Source organism: Metabacillus sp. GQ13 (assembly GCF_059758525.1).
The window spans coordinates 13,236-35,006 of record NZ_JCAXET010000005.1 but is presented as its reverse complement, the minus strand read 5'-3'; the positions used below and the strand labels follow the sequence as shown (position 1 = coordinate 35,006).

Below are 21,771 nucleotides of genomic sequence, written 5' to 3'. Positions count from 1 at the left end.
ATTGCTTTGCAAATAAAAGAGCAGTTACTAGATTTAAAACCATATCAACCAGGTAAACCGATAGAAGAGGTAAAAAAGGAATATAATTTAACGAGTATTGTTAAGCTCGCTTCAAATGAGAATCCTTATGGTTGCTCTAAAAATGCGAAACAAGCTGTAATAGATGAACTAGATCAGTTGGCTATTTATCCTGACGGGTACAGTGCACTTCTTCGTACACATTTAGCAGATCATTTATCTGTCAGGGAAGAAGAATTGATGTTTGGGAATGGCTCTGATGAAATTGTCCAAATTATCTGTCGTGCACTATTAAGTCCACAAACGAATACTGTAATGGCTTCACATACTTTTCCGCAATATAAACACAATGCAGTTATTGAAGGAGCGGAAATACGAGAAGTACCACTTGTAAATGGAGACCATGATCTAGATGCTATGCTCTCACAAGTTGATAGAAATACAACAGTGCTTTGGATTTGCACACCGAATAATCCTACAGGTACATATGTAAAAGAGCAAGCGTTAATCAACTTTTTAAATAAAGTACCTAGCCATGTACTGGTAGTAATTGATGAAGCCTACTATGAATATGTTGTGGCAGCAGATTATCCGCAAACAATCCCACTGTTAAAGGAATATTCGAATTTAATTATCCTTCGAACATTTTCAAAGGCATATGGATTGGCCGCATTACGTATCGGATATGGTATCGGAAATGCGGAATTGATTCGTAAGGTAGAACCAGCAAGGGAACCTTTTAACACAAGTCGTGTAGCACAGGCCGCAGCATTAGCTGCTCTAGATGATCAGGAATTTGTTTCTGTTTGTCGTGATAAGAATAAGACGGGATTACAACAATTCTATCAATTTTGTGAAGATCTTAAATTAGACGTTTACCCATCAGAAGGAAATTTTGTCTTAATTGACTTTAAGAGAGATTCGGACGAGGTATTTTTAGCCTTACTTAAAAAAGGGTATATTGTTCGTTCTGGAAAGGCTTTGGGATTTCCAACGCATTTACGGATAACTGTTGGTTCTGAACAACAAAATTCAGATATTATTAAAATATTAAAAGATTTCGTCCTTTAACTTAGCTGGCTCCAACATTCATGTTGATAGTACGTGAAGCAAAGAGAGTGTAATAGCTGCAAACTTTTTTAAACGTTATTCATAAAAATGGTCCTCTTTTCATTAGAAGAGAGGATCATCATTTATAATCGGTTAATTAAAGAAAGTTGACTACTAAAAAAGAGTAACGACAGTTAACAAAATTTTCCGAGTAGTAAAAATCCTGATGTTATTTATGAAAAGCCTCTATGATATAGGCCGAAAAAGGTGAATTTGATGTTGAAGAATATTTATATAATAGGACTTGGATTAATTGGAGGTTCTATCGCATTATCAATAAAACATACCAACCCTACATTAAACATCAAGGGATTTGATATTAATGAAGACCAAGCTCTACTTGCTAAAAAGCTTGGTGCCATTGATGAAGTATCAACAACGATCTTTCCTGATTTAACGAATGTAGACATGATTTTCCTATCTACACCTGTTCAACAAACTGAACAAATTATCGAACAATTACAAGTTGTTGAGTTAAAACAAGGTGTTATCATCACAGATGTGGGCAGTACAAAGTCGAAAATAGTAGAATGTGCAAACAAATATTTAAACGGTAGAATTAAATTCATTGGTGGGCACCCAATGGCTGGTTCACATAAATCTGGAATTTTGGCAGCAAAGCCTCGTTTATTTGAGAATGCTTTTTACATATTAACTCCCTCTGATCATGTGACCTCTGCGGATCTATCTACGCTGAAAAGAGTTCTTGAAGGAACAAAGGCTAATTTTATTGAAATGACACCAGAGGAACATGATAAGGTGACAGGAGTTATTAGTCATTTTCCGCATATTGTTGCTGCCAGCTTAGTCTCGCAAACTGAAAGTCATGAGGAACAATTCCCACTTGTAAAGAGACTTGCAGCAGGCGGATTTAGGGATATTACACGGATAGCTTCGAGTAACCCCTCAATGTGGAGGGATATTTTATTACATAATAAAGGACCATTACTACATCTATTTGACGAATGGATTGCAGAAATGGAACGAGTGAAAAGCTTAATTTCTAATGAAGAAGCTGATCAATTGTATGCATTTTTTGAAAATGCAAAGCAATATCGTGATGGATTGCCAGAAAAACAAATGGGAGCCATTCCTTCTTTTTATGATTTATTTGTCGATGTACCTGATTATCCTGGTATCATTTCAGAAATTACCGGTTACTTAGCGAAAGAAGAAATAAGCTTAACCAATATCCGAATCATTGAAACGAGAGAAGAGATCTATGGTGTATTAAGATTAAGTTTCCAAACGGAACGGGATCGTGAAATGGCGATTGATTGTATAGGTAAATATTCAACCTATGATACATTTATTATTTAGGCCGTTTTCGCAAATTGGATGTTATTCGTAAATAGCTCTACTTAAATCGAGCAGTTCATATTGCTTTTAAAATAGGATCTATTCCCTAATAAAAATATTGAGGAAGCCATTTCAAAATAGAGGTGAGTTATATGAGGAATGTAATGAAGTTAACAAAGGTTAATAGCTTGGTTGGAACTGTTAAGATACCAGGAGATAAGTCGATATCACATCGAGCAGTTATGTTTGGGTCTATTGCGAATGGAAAGACAGAAATTTCAAACTTCTTGATGGGAGCTGATTGTTTAAGTACAGTTTCTTGCTTTAAAGAAATGGGTGTCTCAATTGACATACGAGACGGTTCTCTCTTTGTTGACGGAAGTGGATTATATGGTTTAGTTGAACCATCCAAGATTTTAGATGTAGGTAACTCGGGTACAACAACAAGATTAATGCTCGGTATTTTGGCTGGTACACCCTTTCACTCATGTATTATTGGGGATGAATCAATAGCGAAAAGACCGATGTCCCGAGTAACAAATCCCTTAAGACAGATGGGCGCTAAAATTGATGGTAGAGAAGATGGACAATATACCCCGATCTCTGTACGTGGTGGTAATTTACAAGGCATTAGATATGAATCACCAGTTGCAAGTGCACAGGTTAAATCGGCAATCCTTTTGGCTGGTTTGCAAACAAATCATGAAGCTACAACTGTAGTTGAACCACATAAATCAAGAGACCATACTGAGCGGATGTTAAGGGCTTTTGGTGTCGAGGTAGAAGAGGATGATAATTCAGCTACAATTAATGGCGGGCAAAGTCTTAAAGCGACAAATATTTTTGTGCCAGGCGATATATCATCTGCAGCTTTCTTCCTTGTTGCTGGTGCAATAGTTGCTAAAAGTGAAATCGTATTGAAAAATGTTGGAGTTAATCCTACAAGAACAGGGATACTTGATGTATTGAAAATGATGGGTGCATCAATGGAAATCATCATGCATGAAGAACAAGGTTTTGAGCCAATTGCGGACATTGTTATAAAAACCTCTTCATTAAAAGGAACAACAATAGGCGGAGATATAATTCCGAAGCTAATTGATGAAATTCCTGTTATTGCATTGTTAGCTACACAAGCTGAAGGTGAAACGATTATCCAGGATGCAAGTGAACTGAAAGTGAAAGAGACGAACCGTATTGATACAGTAGTTGGTGAGTTAACTAAAATCGGAGCAACCATAAAAGCAACAGATGACGGAATGATCATCACCGGTAAAACACAGCTAACCGGTAATGCGACTGTTTCAAGTCATGGTGATCACCGGGTCGGTATGATGCTCGCAATCGCTTCTTGCATCACCGAAGAGGCAATTGAATTAGAAGACGCTCAAGCAATAGATGTATCTTATCCGAACTTTTTTGAACATTTAGCACAGTTAACAACTAAATAGTTTTTATAGGCGGAGAGCTATGTAAGAAAATTCAATAAAAAGAAAACAGATTTTGATTTACCTCCATTTAATAAGTTTCACCTAGAACGCGGTGAAACTTATTAAATGGAGGCTTTTTATCGTTTAATCAGCATATTTATCGGTTATATATCATAGCTTGTCTTTAAGAGTATGGAAGGTGGGGAGAGTGTAATGAGTTATATCATTGATCGAGCTAGTTTGATGAAAACTGGTGGTATACAGAAAGCTTCATTACTAATCAATAATAACAGGATTGAATTTATGAGGAACACAATGGATAACATTCATTTTATGAGGATGGACATGAGCTCTTATTTATTAACACCAGGATATGTTATGATTGACTTTTCACTTCATACAAGACTTCATTTTAAAGAATTTAAAAAATATATAATCGAGCACTATTTAAAAAAGGGTTGTACGTCATTACTCACAGTTGCAAACGTTAAAAATGAACATGAATTAGTTGAGATGGTTAAGCAAAGAAGACAACTTATGATAAACTCTCCAATAGATTATTATGTAGGAATTAAGCTACCATTCAAATCACTAACCCCTTCAATTTTGAGAAGATGTAAACAACAGAATATTGCTGTCGTTATTGTTGAGTTTGATAATGATGACAATCTTAGATCAAAATCCTGGGCATGGATAAGAGACGCAATGTTTTCAAATCCAATTACATTCATACCTTTTCTAAAGGAGAAAATAAACCAAAGTATTAAAAATCAGAAACTTATACAAGTATGGGAACAATTAATGAAAGAACATAGACTACCATCCCTTTCAGAAGTACCTGAGGAAGGTAAACCACTTTCAAAGAATGTATTAATGAAATTAGGGATTTACCCTGAAAAAGGCGATATTCGTGTTGGTGGACAAGTCAATTATAATTTGTACAAATTAAATGAGATCCGCTATTATACTGATGGTAACCCCAATATGAATAATGCAAACAACCCCACCATAACAGTTCATCAGGGGAAAATAGTAAATGCAAATGGAATAATATCCTTTGTTCCAGGAGTTGGTGAGGAATGTTTTATTCCAATATCAGGTCGTTTTATGCCACAATCAGTTTCAATTTGATGTATGATAAAGATATGTACACGGTACTAAATAAATTCCTCCAACTAAAAAGGATGGTCAAACAAGGTCCGATATTTTAAACTAGTGGATTGTCAATTAAAATTATATCTCAAAATAGTGATAAACCAAACACAGGTTTTAGAAGAAAGGATAAATTATGTTTAATGAAGTACTAAATGAAGCAATTAATCTTGTAAATAATGGTCAAACTGAAGAAGGGTTAAATTTATTAGAAAATATAGTACCTACCCTCCATGATGAAGAAAAGCTGCATCTAGCAGATCAGTATTATCAGTGGGGTATCGTTGATAAAGCGAATGAAATTGTTGAGGAACTTCATTTTTTATATCCAGAAGAAGCACAAATTACATTATTTTTGGCTGAACTTTATTTGGATCTTGAGAAAGAGGAAGAAGCTATAGAATTATTAAATACAGTTACCCCTGAGCATGAAGCGTATCCTCAAGCACTTTTATTATTAGCTGATCTTTATCAAATGCAAGGGCTAACAGAAGTTAGTGAACATAAACTTCAGGAAGCAAAAAAATTAATGCCAGATGAGCCTGTAATAGATTTTGCACTTGGGGAATTATATTTTCATCAAGGAAAGTATAAACATGCAATCCCTTATTATCAAATGGTAGTTGAAAAACAATTTACTTTTTCAGGTATTTATATTGAACATCGATTAGCTGAATGTCTAAGCGCAATCGGAGAGTTTGAGGATTCTCTAAATTATTATAAACTAGCTATTAATGAGCATGAAGATTTAAATACGTTATTTGGATATGGTTTCACAGCTTTCCAAGGTGGTTTTTTTAAGACGGCAATCCAACAATTTTCCAAGCTTAAAGAAGCTGATCCTCAATATTCTTCCCTTTATTTATATTTAGCAAAGGCATATGAAAACGAAGGCTTCATGATGGAAAGTCTTGAGACTGTGCAAGAGGGAATAAAAGTTGATGAATATAATAAGGAACTGTATTTGTATGGCGGAAAGCTTGCTATAAAGATGGGACAAGTGCAAGATTCAGAAAAACTTCTTCGGGAAACACTTGCAATTGATCCAGGTCACATTGAGGCAGTTATTACCTTATCACATGTTTTTATCCAAGACGAAAGATATGATGATGTCATTGATTTAATATCAGAAAGTAAACGCTATGGTGAAGAGGATCCACAATTTGAATGGAACTTAGCACGAGCATATCATAAAAAAGAAGAGTACACAGAGGCATTAAATCACTATCAACTTGCATATAATTTTTTCAAGGATCAAAGAGAATTTTTACATGATTATGGCTACTTCTTAATGGAGGAAGGTCGTAGAATGGAAGCGAAAGAGATATTTGAAAGGCTCTTGGAAAAAGATCCGTCAAATGTCGAAATAGGTGAGATATTACTGCAATTAGAGGAACAATTTTAAACCGAAATAAGAAGGGTTTTAATTAAATGATGTTGAATTAAGATAATAAGAAATGATTGTAGTTTATCGTTTTTCTCTACTTTATGTATTTATCATGTCTTGTTCACTTTCTATATTGTATGTCTTTAAATGCATTTAATCTAGGTACAAAGTGTTCTGGATCTAGAGAACACCATTTTAGAACAGAGCCTAGGAAATAAAATGAAATGCAGAGGAGGGAATAGTATGGTGGCCCCTGTATCTGTCCATGAGAAGAAAGATTTTATCAGGTGGTTTCTAAACCATTACCAACTGAAAAGAAGAGAATGTGTCTGGATCCTAAATTATTTAATGAGCCATGATACGTTAATGGAAAAGGTTCACTTCGTAGAACAAGCACAGTATTGTCCTAGAGGAATTATTATGTCCACGCATTGTGTCGAAGAGGTCCCCTTTCGTTTTTATAAAGAAAACGTAATGACAACAGATGCTGAGAAATCATTCCATGATATCCGATTAAATAAAGATGAAGCCCTTTTTATTCAACTGAATTTTAGATCTGCATATCAATCACCACAATATGCTGCAGTACTAGAGTCAAATCCATTTATGCCGAAGCATCTACATGAGAATGATAAGGATCGAGAAGTTGCAGAAGAATTCCTTGAACATTCAATTCAAACGTTTCAAAGGGAAAAACTACTTCTTTTAATTGATGAAGCATTGGATCGACAAGACAAAGAGGAATTTAAGAGACTTTCACAACAATTAATAAATTTAAAAACAACTATAACTGAGTAAGAGGCTAACCATTCGTGTCTGACCACTTTAACAAGATCAATTATATTGTTTTGGTATGTACAAAGCATATAGTTGTTCAAGGTCGGACACGTTTTTTTTGGTATTTATATATATTATATTTTTTTTCATTAGATTGTTTTTAAAACGTAACGCAATCAACTTAGTAAGGAAGTCTAATTTAACAAACTAGTAGACAAGCTATATAATGGAACTATGCTAAATTAATAAGGAGTGAATTTGGTGAAGTGGGTTTTAAGTGATGTGGATGTATACAAACAATCAAAGGAATATATTGATACAGCGATTGTTCCATTAATCCCTATATCAGTTGATGATGATTTTAAAGGAACTGTTTCTAAAGGTGAATTCATTACATATGTAACAAGCGAGCTAGAGCGACAGCTAAAAGGGAGGGTATTTTTATTTCCTGCATTTACATATCTTAAAAATTCGGAAAATGTGATTGAAAATGTTATAGAATGGAAAACTGAAATTAAACAGGAGTTTAAACATATTGTCTTTTTGACTAGTGATGAAATGTTAAAAGAAAATAAAAGCGAACAACTTAAAAGCAATATCATTTGGCTACCAACAGTCCCATTTGAGCATATGGATGGAGGGTTAATGAAAAAGCTTTTGCAAGATCAAGTCGAACAAATTTTGAACATTTTATTACAATCTTGGAATAATTAATAAAAAAAAATTCTTTTCGAAGATTCCAAATCATGATTTTATTGACCTCATCGGAAGATTGATATATCATGAGTATGTCCTAGTTTTATATGTCATTTCCGTAGGTCCAAAAATTGGACTGAGCTTAAGATAGAGGGGGGAAAATGATGAGCGAGAAAAAACATCGAGTTTCTAGACGTCAATTCTTAAACTACACGCTTACTGGTGTAGGCGGTTTCATGGCTGCGGGTATGTTAATGCCTATGGTTCGCTTCGCACTTGACCCTGTGCTTAGACCAGCTGAAGAAACAGATTTAGTGTCTGTAGTTAGTGTTGATGAAATAACGGAAGAACCTCAACGCTTTGACTTTAAAATCAAACAAAAAGATGCTTGGTATGAATCGGAAGAAACAAAATCTGCTTGGGTGTTTAAAGAAGGCGACAAAATTACAGCCTTGTCACCAGTCTGTAAGCATTTAGGTTGTACAGTCGGTTGGAATAATGATCCATCGAATCCAAACCAGTTTTTCTGTCCATGTCATTATGGTCGTTATGAAAAAAATGGTAAGAATATCGCAGGAACTCCACCTATTGCGCCGCTTGATGTTTACGATCACGCAGTTAAAGATGGCTATTTATTCTTAGGGAAAGCAAAACCACGGAAGGAGGCGTAATCTATTGCTTAATAAAATTTACGATTGGGTTGATGAACGTTTAGATATTACGCCGATGTGGCGCGATATTGCTGACCATGAAGTTCCTGAACACGTTAACCCGGCACACCACTTTTCTGCCTTTGTTTATTGCTTTGGTGGATTAACATTCTTTGTTACGGTTATACAAGTTCTTTCTGGTATGTTTTTAACGATGTACTATGTACCGGATATTAAGAATGCTTGGGAATCAGTTTTCTATTTACAAAACGAAGTTGCATTCGGACAAATTGTCCGTGGTATGCATCACTGGGGAGCCAGTCTTGTTATTGTGATGTTATTCCTACATACACTACGCGTATTTTTCCAAGGAGCTTATAAAAAGCCACGAGAACTTAACTGGGTTGTTGGCGTACTGATTTTCTTTGTAATGCTTGGTTTAGGTTTAACAGGTTATTTATTACCATGGGATATGAAGGCGTTGTTTGCTACAAAGGTTACATTACAAATTGCCGAATCGGTACCACTTATTGGACCGACAGTTAAAACATTATTATCTGGTCATCCAGAAATCGTAGGTGCTCAGACACTTACACGTTTCTTTGCCATCCATGTATTTTTCTTACCAGCTGCACTTTTCGGATTAATGGCAGCTCACTTTGTAATGATACGTAAGCAAGGTATTTCTGGACCACTATAAAATGAATATGTAGAACTGAAATTTTTTATTACGATACAATGAACTTGTTATCGGAAACCACCTTAGTAAGGAGGGGAATTCATGCATCGCGGAAAAGGTATGAAATTTGTAGGTGACTCTCGTATTCCAGCAGAGAGAAAACCGAATATTCCTAAGGATTATTCGGAATATCCTGGGAAGACAGAAGCATTCTGGCCAAACTTCTTATTAAAAGAATGGCTAGTTGGTGCTGTTTTCTTAATTGGATTTTTATGTTTAACAGTAGCTCATCCGTCACCGCTTGAGCGTGTGGCTGACCCTACTGATGCTGGTTATATTCCTTTGCCAGACTGGTACTTCTTATTCTTATACCAATTGTTGAAATACTCTTATGCATCAGGTCCCTTTACAGTAATTGGTGCAATAGTTATTCCATCACTTGCTTTTGGAGGCTTAATGTTAGCACCGTTCTTAGATCGCGGATCAGAACGTCGTCCTGCTAAGAGACCTGTTGCAGTTGGAATGATGATTCTAGGTGTAGCAGCAACTTTCTACTTAACATGGGAATCAGTTGCAACACATGATTGGGAAGCAGCGGCTGAACAAGGGAAAATACAAGCCGAAGCAGATATTGATAAAGAATCTGAGGGATACGCAATTTATCAGGAGCAAGGCTGTATCTCTTGTCATGGTGATAATTTAGAAGGTGGAGCAGCAGGTAAAGCTCTAGTCGATAATGGACTAGAACCAGACAAAATTGCCGATGTGGCGAAAAATGGTCAAGGCTCAATGCCGGCCAATGTGTTCAAAGGTACTGATGAAGAACTAAAAGTATTATCTGAATTTATTTCAGGTGTTACGTCAAAATAAAGCTGACAATTGTCAGCTTTTTTTTGTAAATAGGTTTTAGTAGTTTTCGTAGGTACTCATAGAATGTTTGTTTTTTTCATTTATGAGTATACGAGAAGGTTAATTAGTACGTGTCAAAAAACAATTCGGATGCGCCCATTTAAAAAAGATAGGTTTGGTGAGTGGGAATGAAAATGTTTCAATATATCTTAGGTCAGCGACCGGCTCTAATGATTATGTTTTTAGTGAATTTATTTGGAACAATATATGGGTATTATTGGTATAGATATCAATTATTTGATACCCCTGTGCAATTTTTTCTTTTTGTTCCTGATAGTCCAACAGCGAGTTTATTTTTTGTCCTAGTATTAATAGGCTTTCTACTAAGAAGAAATTTCCCGCTTATTGAAGCACTAGCAATTGTCACTCTTTTTAAATATGGAATATGGGCAGTAGTGATGAATATTCTTGTTTTAATGGTAAATGGTGGTTTACCATGGGAAGGCTATATGTTGATTGCATCTCATTTTGGAATGGCTGTACAAGGATTACTTTATGCACCATACTATCGATTTAAGATTTGGCATTTAGTAGTTGCAGCCCTCTGGACTTTCCATAATGATGTGATTGATTATGTCTATGGAATGATGCCACGATATAGTGTCTTAATGGAATATATCAATCATATTGGTTACTTCACATTTTGGCTTACTCTCATATCTCTTTTATTAGCATATGTCTTAGTGCTAAATAAAGGTGCTTATAAATTAAACCTAACGAAGTCTAGCTCTTAAAAGCTAGGCTTTTTTATATTTGGAACTAAAGCTTAATGATCCATTTACTTGTATGGTCCATGCCATGGAATCATTTATTAGAAACGATAGACAGTTAATGGATCTCAAGATTGTTGTTTTTTAGTAAACTTACTTTATTTATCTTATCTAAATTGTCGTCGTGCATTTTTTAGAACATAGCCTTATGAATAAACTACTAATAATCATTAGATAGGAAGAAAAAATAGCGTAGTTAATTTTATCAATTAAGATGGTCTAACCTTGTCCAATTCTTCATACGTTTTTAGTAGAGGTTGATTTTCGGATTTAATGTTGTTTACAGTAAACTGTTTATATACATTTCTCTATCTACTTTATTGTCTTTTTCAATCAAGTGTATAGAATCAGTTTTAGTTACAAAGCAACATGAGTATGAAGAAAGCCTTAGTAGAAGTTCTAGGGGGGACAAGGATGAAGAAATGGATAGCCGTACTCATTTTCGGATTGGTGTTGATTTATTTTAAACCAGTCCTTGCTGAAGAAACATATGACTGGGAATTATTAAATGAAATTTCTGATACAGCATTACAATTAGCAAAGCAAGAACGTTTTAATGAGTCTGCCCAATTACTTGATTACTTTGCTACTAAATTTGAAGAAATACCAATAGACCGAGAGTATATTTCACTTGATCATTTTCGAATGATAACTAATAATCACAAAAATGCACAGAATGTCTTAAATAATGAAAGTTTGAGTTCCGACGAAAAGGTTCGTTCCTTAATAAAATTCCGTCTAGTTGTCGATGCAATGGTTTCTGAGCATCAACCATTGTGGGGCTCAATGGAATCATCGATCATGGAAACCTTTTCGCAAATGAAAAGTGATGTAAAAGATGATGACAAGCAGTCCTTCCAACATGATTGGAATCAATTTCTCGCGTTATATGAGATGATCTATCCTAGTATTCAGGTCGATTTAGACATGCAACGTGTCAAACAAATGGACACATATATATCAGTAGTAGAGGACCGATTATTTCAAGAAATACCTGTAACAAGCCGTGTAAAACAACTTACCTTGATGGAAGAAGAATTAAAGGCTCTTTTTGAAAGAGCCAAAGAAGATGAAGCAGATCCCTCTTTATTATGGGTAATGATTTCAACTGGTAGTGTCATTATCATGTCACTAATATACGCAGGGTGGAGAAAATACCGTGGAGAAAAAGAAAAGAAAGCAAAACGAGAAAAACATGAGCAACAATAAAAAAAGAGGGTTGACCTCTTTTTTTGTGTGTAGAAAAATATAAAATTCTAATACTGTGGAGAACGGTCACATCCGCCTATACGGAACGGGGAGGGTTTTTCTTGACTATTTTTAATAACCAACTAGTATTTCAATCTAGGAATATGGTGTTTTATCCAAAGTTCGTCTAATATGAAGGTTAAAATTATCGCTGTATGGGTTTTTTATTTTCATCTAAGGTAAATCCTTCACCTGAAACGTCGTGGACATCACTAACAGCTACAAATGCATGAGGATCAATTGAGGTGATGACGCTTTTCAATCGAACAATTTCATTTTTTCCAACAACGCAATATAATACATCTCGATTTTCTTTAGAAAATGACCCCTGACCTTTCAAGACTGTCACACCTCGATCCATTTCTTTCATAATACGACTTGAAATCTCTTCAGACTTCACAGAGATAATAGTTGCCCCTTTTGCAGAATATGCCCCTTCCTGCATAAAATCGATTACTCGTGCTCCTACGAATACAGCCACAAGCGTATACATCGCTTCTCGATAGGATAAATATGTGATCAAAGACAATGTAATAACACATAAGTCAAATAAAAACATTGTTTTACCCATACTCCAGCCAATATAACGATGGGCTAATCTTGCAATAATATCAACGCCACCTGTTGTGCCACCATACCTGAAGATAATTCCTAACCCAATACCAATAGATACCCCAGCAAAGAGAGCTGCAAGCGTTAAATCATCATTTAGTGGCATGCTAATTTGGTAACGTTGGAAAATCCATAAGTATATAGACAAACTAATCGTACCTATCAATGTATAATAAAATGAGGTTCTTCCTAATACGCGCCATCCAATAAAAAATAATGGTATATTTAATAGTAAATTGGATATTGAAGGGTCAAATTTGAAAAGGAAGAATAGCATAAGTGTTATCCCGGTAAAACCACCCTCTGCTAAATTGTTTTGCATATTAAAATGTACAAGACCAAATCCGAATATAGCTGATCCAATTAAGATAAATAGTATGTTTTTAAAGCGTAATTCCCCTAACATCTGACACCTCCGATAAGTAAATGTTACAGCTTAAACATTATAATAGATAGAATGTCAAGGTGCAAATTTTGAAAAAATGGTGACGTTATAATTGTAAAACGCCATTGAATTAGCTACCATTGAGTAGAAAAGTTGTGAATGAGGTGAGCAAATGGATAAAAAGACAATGAATGAACTTCAATCGGAAGTAGATGAATACATAAGCGGTTTTAAAGAAGGTTACTTTTCTCCCTTGGCAATGATGGCTAGAATGACTGAGGAAGTTGGCGAACTTGCTAGAGAAATAAATCATTATTACGGTGAAAAACCTAAAAAGACTTCAGAACAAAATAAGGAAATAGAAGAGGAGTTAGGTGATGTGTTATTTGTTCTAATATGCCTAGCCAATTCATTAGAAATAAACTTAGAAAAATCACATGATCTTGTCTTAAATAAGTTTAAAACTAGAGATAAAGATCGATGGACTACTAATGATTAAGCCACTGTCTAAAAGGTGGACTTTTCTTACATAAATCCTCAAGTTTTGCAGTAAGAAAATACGATGCTAAAGACATTACTATATATAAAGGGAGATAGAAAATATGAATCAAATCAAAATTGTTATTGCTGGTGCACGAGGCAGAATGGGTAGTGAGGCAGTTAAGTTAGTTGAGGACACACAACACTTTACGTTAGTAGCTGTTGTTGACCATAAATATGATGGACAAAGTTTAAAAGAGGTTGATGGATTTGATGTTGATGTACCCATTTATAATGATATTGATAAATGTTTTTTTGAAACAAGCCCAGACGTATTAATTGACTTAACAACACCTGAAATTGGAAAGATCCATACTAAAAAGGCATTATTAAATGGAGTAAGACCAGTAGTAGGTACTACTGGATTTTCTGAAGAGGACTTAAATGAACTTACACTACTAACAACCGAGAAAGGAATTGGAGCAATAATTGCACCAAACTTCGCAATCGGAGCAATTTTAATGATGAAATTTTCACAGATGGCTGCCAAGTATTTTCAAGATGTCGAGATTATTGAACAACATCATGATCAGAAGCTGGATGCGCCCTCTGGGACAGGATTAAAAACGGCTGAAATGATATCTGCTGTTAGGGATGAAAAGAAACAAGGTCATCCAAATGAAAAAGAAATTGTAGCTGGAGCACGTGGTGCCGATTTTAATGGTATTCGACTACATAGTGTACGTTTACCAGGCTTAATTGCTCACCAAGAGGTCCTATTTGGTGGTGATGGCCAAACATTAAAGATTCGTCATGATTCTTATAATCGGGCATCTTTTATGTCAGGTGTAAAATTAGCTGTAGAAAATGTGATGAATATTGATTTATTAGTGTATGGATTAGAAAATATTATTGAATAAAGGGGAATTTTTAAATGAAAATTGCATTAATAGCCCACGATAAGAAAAAAGCTGATCTTGTTCAGTTTGTATTGGCTTACCAACCAATAATTAAAGAACATGAGCTTTTTGCAACAGGTACAACTGGTTTACGTATTGAAGAAGCTACTGGTTTAAATATTCACTGTTTTCAATCAGGTCCACTTGGAGGTGATCAGGAAATCGGTGCTCGTATAGCAAAAAATGATATGGATATGGTTATTTTCTTTAGAGATCCTTTAACAGCACAACCTCATGAGCCTGATATAACAGCACTTATTCGTTTATGTGACGTTTATTCCATACCACTAGCAACGAATATGGGAACAGCTGAAATATTAATTCGAGGTCTTGAACGTGGGGATTTGCGTTGGAGAGACGTAATTGAGAAAAAATAGGATGGCTACAAAGCTCATCAGAAATGAAGAATAATAGTGATTAATAGATAATTCAAGTTCGGAGTAATAAGCTGTTTTGTTATCTCCGATCTATCATTCAATTCAACAAGGAGAGGAAAATGGGGAAAATTATAGATATTCTAGCATTTGGAGCTCATCCAGATGATGTTGAAATTGGGATGGGTGGATCATTAGCAAAGTATGCCCAAATGGGCTACCAAGTAGCGATTTGCGATTTAACAATGGCAGAGTTATCCTCTAACGGTACAGTTTCTATTCGACAGGAAGAAGCCAAGCATGCTGGGGAAATACTTGGCATAACAAAGAGAATTCAATTGTCATTACCCGATAGAGGTCTTTACATAAGCGAAGAAGGAATAAATTCAATCGTAGCAATTATAAGAGAGTATCGTCCTAAAATCGTGTTTGTTCCATATTATGAAGATCGACATCCAGATCATGGTCATTGCTCGAGACTAGTAGGAGAAGCGGTATTCTCAGCTGGTATAGGTAAATATAAAGATCATTTGCAGCAGCCTCCTCATCGAGTTCAGTCTAGCTATTATTATATGATCAATGGGTTTCATAAACCTGATTTTGTCATTGACATATCAGATAACATTAAGCAGAAGGTAAAGAGTTTACAAGCATATGAAAGTCAATTTGTAAAATCGACACTTTCTACAGATACCCCACTAACGAATGGATATATTGAAGCAGTTGAGAGTAGAGAGAGATTGTATGGACGGGAAGTAGGAGTTAAGTTTGCAGAAGGCTTCAAAACAAGTAAACCAATTTTACTATCAAATGATTTATTAGGTGAAGCATAATGAGAGAAAAATTAAAAATTGGGATAACTTGCTATCCTTCTGTAGGAGGTTCTGGTGTAGTTGCAACAGAACTAGGGAAACTCCTTGCCGAACGTGGACATGAAATTCATTTTATAACCTCTAGTTTACCTTTTCGCTTAAATAAGGTTTATTGTAATATAACATTCCATGAAGTTGAGGTAAATCAATACTCTGTATTTAAGTATCCACCATATGATTTAGCACTAGCAAGCAAAATGGCTGAGGTAGCTAAACGGGAGAACTTGGATCTATTACATGTCCATTATGCGATCCCTCATGCAATTTGTGCATATTTAGCAAAAAGCATGGTGAATAAAGATCTTAAAATTGTAACAACCCTTCACGGCACAGATATTACTGTACTTGGATATGATCAATCAATGGCGGATTTAGTTCGATTTGGCATTGAATCTTCAGATATAGTAACGGCTGTATCAAATTCATTAGCGGCTCAAACCCATGAGTTGATTCAACCAAATCGCGATATCGAAACCGTTTATAATTTTATTGATGATCGTATATATCAAAAAAGGGATGCATCACATCTGAAAAGCCAATATGGCATTAAAGAAAAGGAACGAGTAATCATCCACGTTTCTAATTTTCGAAAAGTAAAACGAGTCCAAGATGTAATTTACGCTTTTCAATTAATCCAAAGACAGATAAATGCGAAACTTCTATTAGTCGGTGATGGCCCCGAAATGACCTTTGTAAGTAAACTTGTTCGAGAACTAGGCCTTACAGATAAGGTTCTCTTTCTGGGGAAACAGGATAATCTAGAAGAATTATATTCCTTAAGTGACCTTATGTTGTTACTATCAGAAAAAGAAAGCTTTGGGCTAGTTTTACTAGAAGCTATGGGATGTGGAGTACCGTGTATTGGAACAAATACAGGGGGAATACCTGAGGTTATCTATGAAGGTGAAACCGGATTTATATGTGAAGTTGGAGATATTGAATCGATATCTCATCGGGCGATACAAATATTGTCTGATGATACACTTCATAAAAAACTTTCAGAGCAAGCTATTTTTGTAGCTAAAGATGAATTTCATTCAGAGAAGATTGTTTCACAATATGAGTCAATCTATTATAATTTGCTCTCAAAATAGACTAACCTTGTCCTGAAGAGTAGGTTTAAAAAATTGGATCTCTATGCACCTTAATCCATGAAATGAATGTATCACATCCCCGTATTAAGAAGGAGTGTAATCATGAGTACGCCATTTGATCATGCAAAACCTATATTAGAAAGTTTACATCGTGTAGGTTATGAAGCCTATTATGTTGGCGGAGCAGTCCGTGACTTCCTTTTAAATAGAGAGATAGGGGATGTTGATATTGCAACATCCGCAAAACCAAATGAGGTACAACATCTTTTTGATCATACGATTGATGTAGGAGCAGAACATGGAACAATCATCGTTTTACTCCAACGTATTCCTTATGAGGTAACAACATATCGTACTGAATCTGACTATGAAGATTATCGTAGACCAAAAAAGGTTACATATATATCATCCTTGAAAGAGGATTTAAAACGAAGAGATTTTACGATTAATGCGATGGCGATGGATGTTCATGGAGTAATCTTAGATTATTTTAACGGAAAAACAGATTTAAGCAAAAAAATTATTCAAACAGTTGGCCTGCCTGCAAATCGTTTTAAGGAAGATGCCTTGAGAATGTTAAGAGCGGTTAGGTTCGTTAGTCAATTGCAATTTTCACTTTGTCCTATAACAAAGGAAGCTATAAAAGAGCATGCTCATCTATTACAAGCTATTTCAGTAGAGCGCAAAACTGTCGAAATCGAAAAAATGTTAAAAGGTTTAAATAAAAAATTAGCTTTAGAAGTAGTAGTTGAAACGAATATCCATCAATTTTTACCGGGTTTAGAGAATAAAAGAAATGAATTAATTAAGCTCGCTTCTTATCATTTACAAATATTCAATTCAAGAGAAGAGTTATGGACGTTCTTTACATATTGTATCGCCCCGTCGTCCATTAACTCTTTCTTGAGGAATTGGAAGTTACCTGTAAAACTAATCAAAACTGTTAATAAGAATATTCACTATCTTTCTATACTAGAAAGGGAATCATGGTCTGATCTTCACCTCTACGAAGCTGGGTATTCAACAGCTATATCCGTTGAAAAAATTCGATTGATCTTAGCTGATTCCGAAAATCTTAATGAACGCATAAGAGGGATAGAGTATTCCATACAGTGCTTACCTATAAAAAGTAGAGATCAACTTGCCATAACAGGACACGACATTATACAGTATATTGATAAAGCACCAGGTCCGTGGGTATCAGAGGTTTTAAATGAAATTGAGAAAAAGGTTGTTACGAAAAAGCTAGCAAATAACAGTTCTGCAATTAAGGAGTGGCTCATAAGATGCAAACGGGACTTCGAGCAAAATTACTAGAGACCTTCTCAAAAGCAGATGGTGAATTTATATCTGGTCAAAAAATTAGTGAGCATATAGGTTGTTCAAGGACAGCGGTTTGGAAGCATATTGAAGAATTAAGAAAAGAAGGTTATGAACTTGAAGCGGTTCGAAGACGAGGGTATCGGATCACTAAGAAACCAGATAAGATAAGTAGCAATGAAATTCAACTTGGCTTAGCAACCAAAATAATGGGAAGAAATATACACTTTGAAGAAATCGTAACCTCTACACAGAAATTAGCACAAAATTTAGCGAGTGACGGTGTACCCGAAGGAACTATTGTTGTTGCTGATCAGCAAACCAATGGACGGGGGCGTATGTCAAGAGAGTGGTATTCTCCAAGTGGAACGGGTATCTGGATGACGATGATAGTTCGTCCAAAGATTCCAATAAATACGACTCCCCAACTAACTCTTCTTACGGCTGTTGCTATTGTCCAAGCTATTGAGGAGCTAACACCCCTTAAACCAGATATTAAATGGCCAAATGACATTATGATTAATGGGAAAAAGATTGTAGGTATTCTAACAGAGCTTCAAGCTGAGGCAGATCAAGTTCATTCAGTAATCATTGGTACAGGGATTAATGTTAATCAGAAAAAAGATGACTTTCCAGAGGAACTGCAAGAAGTTGCAACTTCTTTTCTTATAGAAACAGGAGAAAGATGGGAAAGGGCTAAATTTATTCAAATGATTTTATTGAAATTTGAGGGTCTTTACGGTTTATTTCTATCAAAAGGGTTCAAACCAATTAAGTTGCTTTGGGAAGGGTATGCAATTAGTTTCAATAAATTGATTAAGGCTAAAACCCTTAAAGGTACTGTCGAAGGGAAAGCCATTGGAATCGATGATGATGGAGCTTTATTAATAGAGACAAATTCAAACGTGGTAGAGCGGATATACTCTGCAGATATTGAAATTAGTTAAAATCGTCCTTCTTGCTACGATAGTAATTAGTTACTATTTCTGCTATACTTCGACTTGGGTAGTATCTTTTAGAACTACACCTTAAGAAGTGAATCCAAACTTATAACGTTAACAAATTCTGCCTTGATCCATATGGACTGGGACAGAGGGATGAAAAATGATATTTAGTATGTTCAAAAATCCTTCTTTCACTGTCGAAAGAGGGATTTTTTTGTTAGGTTACCCCATAAAAGTAATTGCCTAATTTGTTTTACTGAGGAATATGAAATTGGCGTAAATGTGGGATATTCAACAGTTTTTATAGAATAACAGGGATGGCTTCGAATGGATTCCGAAGGGTAGTTTAAGTAGATTATATCCATATCTCTATAATTAGGAGTGGATTAAATGAAGACGAGACATGATTTTATGAAGATGAAGCAAACAAAAGAACCGATTACGATGATAACAGCATATGATTACCCAAGTGCACAACAAGCTGAACTAGCAGGTGTTGATATGATTCTTGTTGGTGATTCTTTAGGTATGGTAGTGCTAGGTTATGATAGTACGATCCCGGTTACAATTAATGATATGATTCATCATACCAAGGCAGTAAAACGGGGTGTAAAAGATACGTTTGTCGTGACTGATATGCCTTTTATGTCTTATCATTTATCAAAAGAGGAGTCATTAAAAAATGCTACAAGGTTAATGCAAGAGGGTGGTGCAGATGCTGTAAAGGTGGAAGGGGCTGATGGAATTATTGATCTAATCGAAGCGTTAACGCTTGGAGGGATCCCTGTTATATCGCACCTTGGTCTAACTCCCCAAACTGTAAATGTACTTGGTGGTTATAGAGTTCAAGCCAAAAGTACTGAATCAGCTAAAAAATTAATTGAAGATGCTAATAAATGTCAAAGTGCTGGTGCGATTGCAATTGTCCTAGAGTGTGTACCACAACAAATTGCAGACCATCTAACAAATCAATTAAAGGTACCAACGATAGGAATTGGTGCAGGTAATCAAACGGATGGTCAAGTTTTGGTCTATCATGACTTAATTGGTTATGGATCAGGGAAAACACCAAAATTCGTTAAGCAATTTTCTCAGGTAGCTGATACAATTGAATCGGCAATTGGTCAATATATTAAAGAAGTAAAGGATAGATCTTTTCCAGAAGAAAAACATTCGTTTAATATTAAACAAGACGAACTAGTTGGTTTATATGGCGGTGTCAAAAAATGATTGTTGTGAAGACAATTAAGGAATTAACAGAAATAGTAAATCAATATACAGCAGAAAATAATACAATCGGATTTGTCCCAACGATGGGGTATTTACATGAAGGTCATATTAAACTACTTACTGAGGCTAAAAAGGCAAATGATAAGGTCGTATTAAGTATCTTTGTGAACCCATTGCAATTTGGTCCAAACGAAGATTACGATGCATACCCTAGAGATACTCTAAAAGATGAAGAAACTGCCAAGCATGCAGGAGTAGATTTAGTTTTCTTACCTAATGTGAACGAGATGTATCCAACTAGTCCTTCATATACTGTTTCTGTAAAGTCGAGAGTGGATGCTTTATGTGGTAGATCTAGAGAAGGTCATTTTGATGGAGTAGCGACTATTGTAACAAAGTTATTTAATTTAATAAAACCGAATCGTGCGTATTTTGGCATGAAGGATGCTCAGCAGGTTGCAGTAATAGATGGATTAATAAAGGAATTTAATTTTCCGATTGAATTAATAGCAGTTGAAACAATTAGGGAAAAGGATGGACTTGCTAAAAGCTCAAGAAATGTTTATTTAAGTGAAAAAGAACGAAGTCAGGCACCATCTATATACAATAGTTTACTAACAGCAAAAAGTGAATTGTTAAAAGGTGAACAAGACATTGAGAAAGTTAGATCACTTGTCTCATCAATCATTTCACAAAAGACAATAGGTGCAATAGATTATATCGAAATTCTTTCCTATCCTGAGTTGGAAGATATGGAAATGATTAAAGGAAAAATCATTATCGCGATAGCGGTCAAATTTACTAAAGCAAGGTTAATTGATAATATTACGATTGATCTCGGCTAAAGAACTAGACTATTCGTATTTGCTGATAAATAGATTTTCTATTCGGAGGAGAACAATATGTTTCGTACCATGTTAAACGCAAAGATACATCGTGCTCGTGTGACAGAAGCTAATTTGAATTATATAGGTAGTATTACAATAGATGAAAATATTATTGATGCTGTAGGTATGATTCCAAATGAAAAAGTACAAATCGTTAACAATAATAATGGCGCTAGACTTGAAACATATATTATAGCAGGGGAAAGAGGTAGTGGGGTCGTTTGTTTAAATGGAGCAGCTGCAAGATTAGTACAGGAAGGTGATGTGATCATCATTCTTACCTATACCTTACTATCAGAAGATATGCTATCAGATCATAAACCTAAAATCGCAATCATGGATGAAAATAATAATATTTTAGATATAATTGGTCATGAACCCCAATCAACCATTATTGGTGAAGGCAGAGGATATTGATAAGCTTTCCCTACCTTTAACAACTAAAATACTAGCTTTTAACTAAAAGTAGGATAATAAATAGGACAACCA

Annotated in this window: 23 protein-coding genes; 22 read left to right on the top strand and 1 reads right to left on the bottom strand. The window is 35.2% G+C overall.

Features of this window, described 5'->3' with window-relative positions:
• Positions 1-6: 6 nt before the first annotated feature.
• The 12 genes from hisC to ypjB all read left to right on the top strand — a co-directional run bounded on the left by hisC (position 7) and on the right by ypjB (position 12,086).
• A complete protein-coding gene (gene hisC / locus AC6CHR_RS07175; protein ID WP_498247888.1) occupies positions 7-1,089 on the top strand; it encodes a histidinol-phosphate transaminase in 1,083 nt (360 codons plus the stop codon).
• Between the two features lie 255 nt (positions 1,090-1,344).
• Positions 1,345-2,448 carry a prephenate dehydrogenase gene (locus tag AC6CHR_RS07170; protein WP_498247886.1) on the top strand — a complete coding sequence of 368 codons (1,104 nt, stop codon included), beginning with the start codon at positions 1,345-1,347 and terminating at the stop codon, positions 2,446-2,448.
• 143 nt (positions 2,449-2,591) lie between these two features.
• Entirely contained in the window at positions 2,592-3,878 is a 1,287-nt protein-coding gene (gene aroA, locus AC6CHR_RS07165; protein WP_498248195.1) for a 3-phosphoshikimate 1-carboxyvinyltransferase, read from the top strand.
• A gap of 192 nt (positions 3,879-4,070) precedes the next feature.
• Entirely contained in the window at positions 4,071-4,988 is a 918-nt protein-coding gene (locus AC6CHR_RS07160; protein ID WP_498247885.1) for a hypothetical protein, read from the top strand.
• 157 nt (positions 4,989-5,145) lie between these two features.
• The gene (locus tag AC6CHR_RS07155; RefSeq protein WP_498247884.1) at positions 5,146-6,414 is read left to right on the top strand and encodes a tetratricopeptide repeat protein; all 1,269 of its coding nucleotides are present in this window, start codon (positions 5,146-5,148) and stop codon (positions 6,412-6,414) included.
• A 225-nt stretch (positions 6,415-6,639) separates the two neighbouring features.
• Positions 6,640-7,194 carry a ReoY family proteolytic degradation factor gene (locus AC6CHR_RS07150; protein WP_498247882.1) on the top strand — a complete coding sequence of 185 codons (555 nt, stop codon included), beginning with the start codon at positions 6,640-6,642 and terminating at the stop codon, positions 7,192-7,194.
• 240 nt (positions 7,195-7,434) lie between these two features.
• Positions 7,435-7,887, top strand: a complete 453-nt coding sequence (locus AC6CHR_RS07145; RefSeq protein ID WP_498247881.1) for a YpiF family protein — start codon at positions 7,435-7,437, stop codon at positions 7,885-7,887.
• A gap of 146 nt (positions 7,888-8,033) precedes the next feature.
• On the top strand, positions 8,034-8,540 hold the full coding sequence (locus AC6CHR_RS07140) for a Rieske (2Fe-2S) protein (protein WP_498247880.1): 507 nt from the start codon (positions 8,034-8,036) through the stop codon (positions 8,538-8,540).
• Between the two features lie 4 nt (positions 8,541-8,544).
• Positions 8,545-9,219, top strand: coding sequence for a menaquinol-cytochrome c reductase cytochrome b subunit (gene qcrB / locus AC6CHR_RS07135; RefSeq protein ID WP_498247879.1), 675 nt, complete (start codon positions 8,545-8,547; stop codon positions 9,217-9,219).
• 81 nt (positions 9,220-9,300) lie between these two features.
• Positions 9,301-10,068 (top strand): c-type cytochrome, encoded by a 768-nt coding sequence (locus tag AC6CHR_RS07130; protein WP_498247878.1) that lies wholly within the window; start codon positions 9,301-9,303, stop codon positions 10,066-10,068.
• 167 nt (positions 10,069-10,235) lie between these two features.
• Positions 10,236-10,841 (top strand): lipoprotein heptaprenylglyceryl N-acetyltransferase LhaT, encoded by a 606-nt coding sequence (gene lhaT / locus AC6CHR_RS07125; protein WP_498247877.1) that lies wholly within the window; start codon positions 10,236-10,238, stop codon positions 10,839-10,841.
• A 450-nt stretch (positions 10,842-11,291) separates the two neighbouring features.
• Positions 11,292-12,086 (top strand): sporulation protein YpjB, encoded by a 795-nt coding sequence (gene ypjB, locus AC6CHR_RS07120; RefSeq protein ID WP_498247875.1) that lies wholly within the window; start codon positions 11,292-11,294, stop codon positions 12,084-12,086.
• A 184-nt stretch (positions 12,087-12,270) separates the two neighbouring features.
• Here ypjB and AC6CHR_RS07115 read toward each other — a convergent pair whose 3' ends face one another.
• Positions 12,271-13,143: a YitT family protein gene (locus AC6CHR_RS07115; RefSeq protein WP_498247874.1), complete on the bottom strand. Its 873-nt coding sequence runs from the start codon at positions 13,141-13,143 to the stop codon at positions 12,271-12,273.
• A 151-nt stretch (positions 13,144-13,294) separates the two neighbouring features.
• Here AC6CHR_RS07115 and AC6CHR_RS07110 point away from each other — a divergent pair, with 151 nt between their 5' ends.
• From AC6CHR_RS07110 to panD, 10 genes are all read left to right on the top strand, one after another.
• Positions 13,295-13,621 (top strand): nucleotide pyrophosphohydrolase, encoded by a 327-nt coding sequence (locus tag AC6CHR_RS07110; protein WP_498247873.1) that lies wholly within the window; start codon positions 13,295-13,297, stop codon positions 13,619-13,621.
• A 103-nt stretch (positions 13,622-13,724) separates the two neighbouring features.
• Positions 13,725-14,522 (top strand): 4-hydroxy-tetrahydrodipicolinate reductase, encoded by a 798-nt coding sequence (dapB, locus tag AC6CHR_RS07105; RefSeq protein ID WP_498247872.1) that lies wholly within the window; start codon positions 13,725-13,727, stop codon positions 14,520-14,522.
• A gap of 14 nt (positions 14,523-14,536) precedes the next feature.
• Positions 14,537-14,938, top strand: a complete 402-nt coding sequence (gene mgsA, locus AC6CHR_RS07100) for a methylglyoxal synthase (RefSeq protein WP_498247871.1) — start codon at positions 14,537-14,539, stop codon at positions 14,936-14,938.
• 119 nt (positions 14,939-15,057) lie between these two features.
• Positions 15,058-15,768, top strand: coding sequence for a bacillithiol biosynthesis deacetylase BshB1 (bshB1, locus tag AC6CHR_RS07095; RefSeq protein WP_498247870.1), 711 nt, complete (start codon positions 15,058-15,060; stop codon positions 15,766-15,768).
• The gene (gene bshA / locus AC6CHR_RS07090; RefSeq protein WP_498247869.1) at positions 15,768-16,901 is read left to right on the top strand and encodes an N-acetyl-alpha-D-glucosaminyl L-malate synthase BshA; all 1,134 of its coding nucleotides are present in this window, start codon (positions 15,768-15,770) and stop codon (positions 16,899-16,901) included. Before bshB1 ends, bshA begins: the two co-directional genes overlap by 1 nt.
• 102 nt (positions 16,902-17,003) lie before the next feature.
• The gene (locus tag AC6CHR_RS07085) at positions 17,004-18,218 is read left to right on the top strand and encodes a CCA tRNA nucleotidyltransferase (protein ID WP_498247868.1); all 1,215 of its coding nucleotides are present in this window, start codon (positions 17,004-17,006) and stop codon (positions 18,216-18,218) included.
• Complete coding sequence (locus AC6CHR_RS07080) at positions 18,188-19,168, top strand: biotin--[acetyl-CoA-carboxylase] ligase (RefSeq protein WP_498247867.1); 981 nt, start codon at positions 18,188-18,190, stop codon at positions 19,166-19,168. Before AC6CHR_RS07085 ends, AC6CHR_RS07080 begins: the two co-directional genes overlap by 31 nt.
• A 387-nt stretch (positions 19,169-19,555) precedes the next feature.
• Positions 19,556-20,395, top strand: coding sequence for a 3-methyl-2-oxobutanoate hydroxymethyltransferase (gene panB, locus AC6CHR_RS07075; protein ID WP_498247866.1), 840 nt, complete (start codon positions 19,556-19,558; stop codon positions 20,393-20,395).
• Entirely contained in the window at positions 20,392-21,240 is an 849-nt protein-coding gene (panC, locus tag AC6CHR_RS07070; protein ID WP_498247865.1) for a pantoate--beta-alanine ligase, read from the top strand. Before panB ends, panC begins: the two co-directional genes overlap by 4 nt.
• A gap of 57 nt (positions 21,241-21,297) precedes the next feature.
• On the top strand, positions 21,298-21,699 hold the full coding sequence (gene panD, locus AC6CHR_RS07065; protein WP_498247864.1) for an aspartate 1-decarboxylase: 402 nt from the start codon (positions 21,298-21,300) through the stop codon (positions 21,697-21,699).
• Positions 21,700-21,771 lie beyond the last annotated feature (72 nt).